The sequence below is a fragment of the Kitasatospora sp. NPDC001225 genome, from assembly GCF_053597855.1.
In genome coordinates this window covers 1-2,594 of record NZ_JBSFJC010000345.1, presented here as the reverse complement: position 1 = coordinate 2,594, position 2,594 = coordinate 1, and the positions used below count along the sequence as shown (strand labels likewise).

4 protein-coding genes are annotated in these 2,594 nt (G+C 73.5%); all 4 read left to right on the top strand.

Features of this window, described 5'->3' with window-relative positions:
- Positions 1 to 739: hypothetical protein (locus tag ACWDCZ_RS40205; protein WP_449818577.1), on the top strand; the 739-nt coding region annotated here is incomplete at its 5' end.
- 96 nt (positions 740 to 835) lie between these two features.
- Positions 836 to 1,597: a hypothetical protein gene (locus ACWDCZ_RS40200; RefSeq protein ID WP_387976747.1), complete on the top strand. Its 762-nt coding sequence runs from the start codon at positions 836 to 838 to the stop codon at positions 1,595 to 1,597.
- Positions 1,598 to 1,634: 37 nt separating this feature from the next.
- A complete protein-coding gene (locus ACWDCZ_RS40195) occupies positions 1,635 to 1,985 on the top strand; it encodes a hypothetical protein (RefSeq protein ID WP_449818576.1) in 351 nt (116 codons plus the stop codon).
- A 36-nt stretch (positions 1,986 to 2,021) separates the two neighbouring features.
- Positions 2,022 to 2,519 carry a hypothetical protein gene (locus ACWDCZ_RS40190; RefSeq protein ID WP_387976753.1) on the top strand — a complete coding sequence of 166 codons (498 nt, stop codon included), beginning with the start codon at positions 2,022 to 2,024 and terminating at the stop codon, positions 2,517 to 2,519.
- Positions 2,520 to 2,594 lie beyond the last annotated feature (75 nt).

Sequence of the window (2,594 nt, the reverse complement as noted above, 5' to 3'; positions counted from 1 at the left end):
GGGGAACGTGCCCGAGCTTCTCGCCGCCGTCGACGAGTACCTCGACGGCCTGGGCGTGCCGTCCCGCCAACAGGTCCAGGCCGTACGTGCCGGCGCCGAGTCCGCCCTCCACCGCGCCGGGTTCATCCCCGTCGTCCGTGTCCACGAGACCCATCACCGGCTTCCCGTCGCCATGGTCGACCCCGGCGAGCGCCGGAGCGCCGTGACGCGGGCCGTCGACCACCTGCGCGCCACGGGCTACCGCTTCACCTGCCCGGCGGACCTGATCGACCACAGCCTTTCGCCGACGCTGCCCCCGTCCCGGTCGCTGGCCCAGGTCGGCGAGGCCGTCTCGGCAGCCGGGCACACCCGCGAGGTGGCCGACGCGCTGAGCGAACTGACCGCTCCCGGCGACGGCGTCCTCGACCAGGTCGTCGGCGTGCTCCACGAAAGCGCCTCCTGGTGGGAGGGCCTGGGCGGCGCTTCCGATCCGCACTACGCCGCCCGTCTGCGCCACATCGCGGACATGGCGGACGGCTACGTGCGGGAGATCCGGGCGATGCGCGGCGACCTCGCCGACCGGCACGCCGCTCATCCCAGCCACGCCCGGCCCGCACCCCGGGTCCCGGCCGGCCTCGACACCCGGGTGCTCGCCGCCGTCGCCACCTCCCCCACCGCCGTACGCACCCTCACTGGTCACCCGGCCGAAGCCGTCCTCGCCGCACCGGCCGCCGTCCGCTCCGCGGGTCCGCGCCGCTGAACCCCTGCCCGGGAAGGACAACCGCCGTGCCCCGCCGCCGCAGACCGCGTTCCGCCCACCGCTCCCACCGTCCGACCACCAAAGCGGAGCCCCACCGTGTCTGCCGCCGAACCCACCCAGCTTCCCCACGTCGCCATCGGGCACCACCCGAACCACGGCATCGTCGCCTCCCTGCCCACCCAGTCCCCGGCCGCCCAGTGGATGCTGGAGCGCCTCGACTTCGAGCGCCTCCCCGGCCACCCCACCCTCTACACGCTCACCGACCAGCACCGCGAAGCCCCCGAGCGCGCCGCCTGGGCGGCCAAGCTCCTCACCGGCGCCGGCTACCGCGTCAACACCGACATGGCCCTGGCCCCCGTGAACTCCGGCAGGCAGGAACAAACACAGGCGCGGACGGCCACGGCCGAGCCGACGCCCAGCCACCAGCCGGACAGCGGTCCGGACGTCGCCATCGCCGAGCACCCGACCCTGGGCATCGTCGCCGCCATCAACGACCACCTGCCCTTCACTCCGGGCATCTACCTGGATACCGACGGCTGGCGCTACCACAGGGACCTGGACGTCTACTTCCCACCGGCCGGATCCCGGGCGGACTCGCTCGACGTCGTGGCGCACACCGTCACGGGACTGCGGCGCGGCAACTTCCAGGTCGCCCTGGAGCCCCGGCTCGCCGAGGACGTCGCCGCTCACCGCGCGGCGGTCCGACAGGCGTTCGCCACGCACAGGTCCCGCATCGACGAGGCCGCACTCAACAGTCCGGCCCACCAGCCCGCTCCTGCCGCCGCTGCCGGCCCGCTCGGCGGCAACCGGCCGCCCGCGGCCGTCGACCCGCGCATCGCCTTCGCCCGCGCGCGCTGACCAACCCCGCTCCCCCTACCGCCTTGAGGAAACCCCCGTGTCTGCTGCCGCCACTCCCTCCGACAACACCCCGCTCCGCCGTACCGGCCCCTTCTCTGTGCTCCCGCATCTCCCCCAGGAACCGGACGTGGTCTTCGCCGTCCACCCCAAGCTGGGCATCGTCGCAGCTCTCTGCGACCACCTGCCCGACGAGCCGGCCGAGATCCTCATCAAGGCCGGATGGCGTCACCTGGCGGACCTCGACATCTACCGCGCACCCTCCGACGGCCCCGACGCCGTAGCCGAGGCCACCATCCGCCTCCGGCAGGGCCGGTACACCGTCGCCGTCGAGCCCGCCCTCCCGGACACCGTCCTCACCTGTGCCACCACCCGTGACCGCCACCGCTGACCGGCCAGCACCACAACGAACAAGGAACCAACGAACATGGCAGTGAAGAAGATCTGGATGATCACCCACGCGTGCGGACACGGGGCCAAGCGCGACCTCGGCGCCCGCCCGGCCGACCGGCGAGCCGGCTTCGCCGACTGGCTCGCGAAGCAGGACTGCACCGACTGCTGGCGTGCCGCCCAGGACAGCGACGAGACGGGCAAGGCGGAGTGGCTGGGGACCAAGCGCGCCGCCGAACAGGCTGATTCGGAAGCCTGGTCCCAGCAGTACCGGATGCCACCGCTGGAGGGCACCGACCGCGGCATCGCCTGGGGCATCCGGTGCCGCCACCAGGTCCTCGCCGCCGCCTACACCACCCTCGTCCTCGACGCCGGCCTGCCGGAGCCGCAATGGGAGCAGATCGAGGACCAGGCCCGCACGATCACCCGCGCCGGCTGGTGGATCGACCAGCGCACTTCCGAACCCGGCGACCTGCCCGAGCTTCTCGACGCGGCCGTGGACACCGACCGGCCGACCGAGAACCCCTTCGTGTGACCCCCCGGTGCTCTGCTCCCAGGCAGAGCCCAGCCGCCAACTCCCCTGCTGAACCGCGAGTGGGCCGGCAGCGAC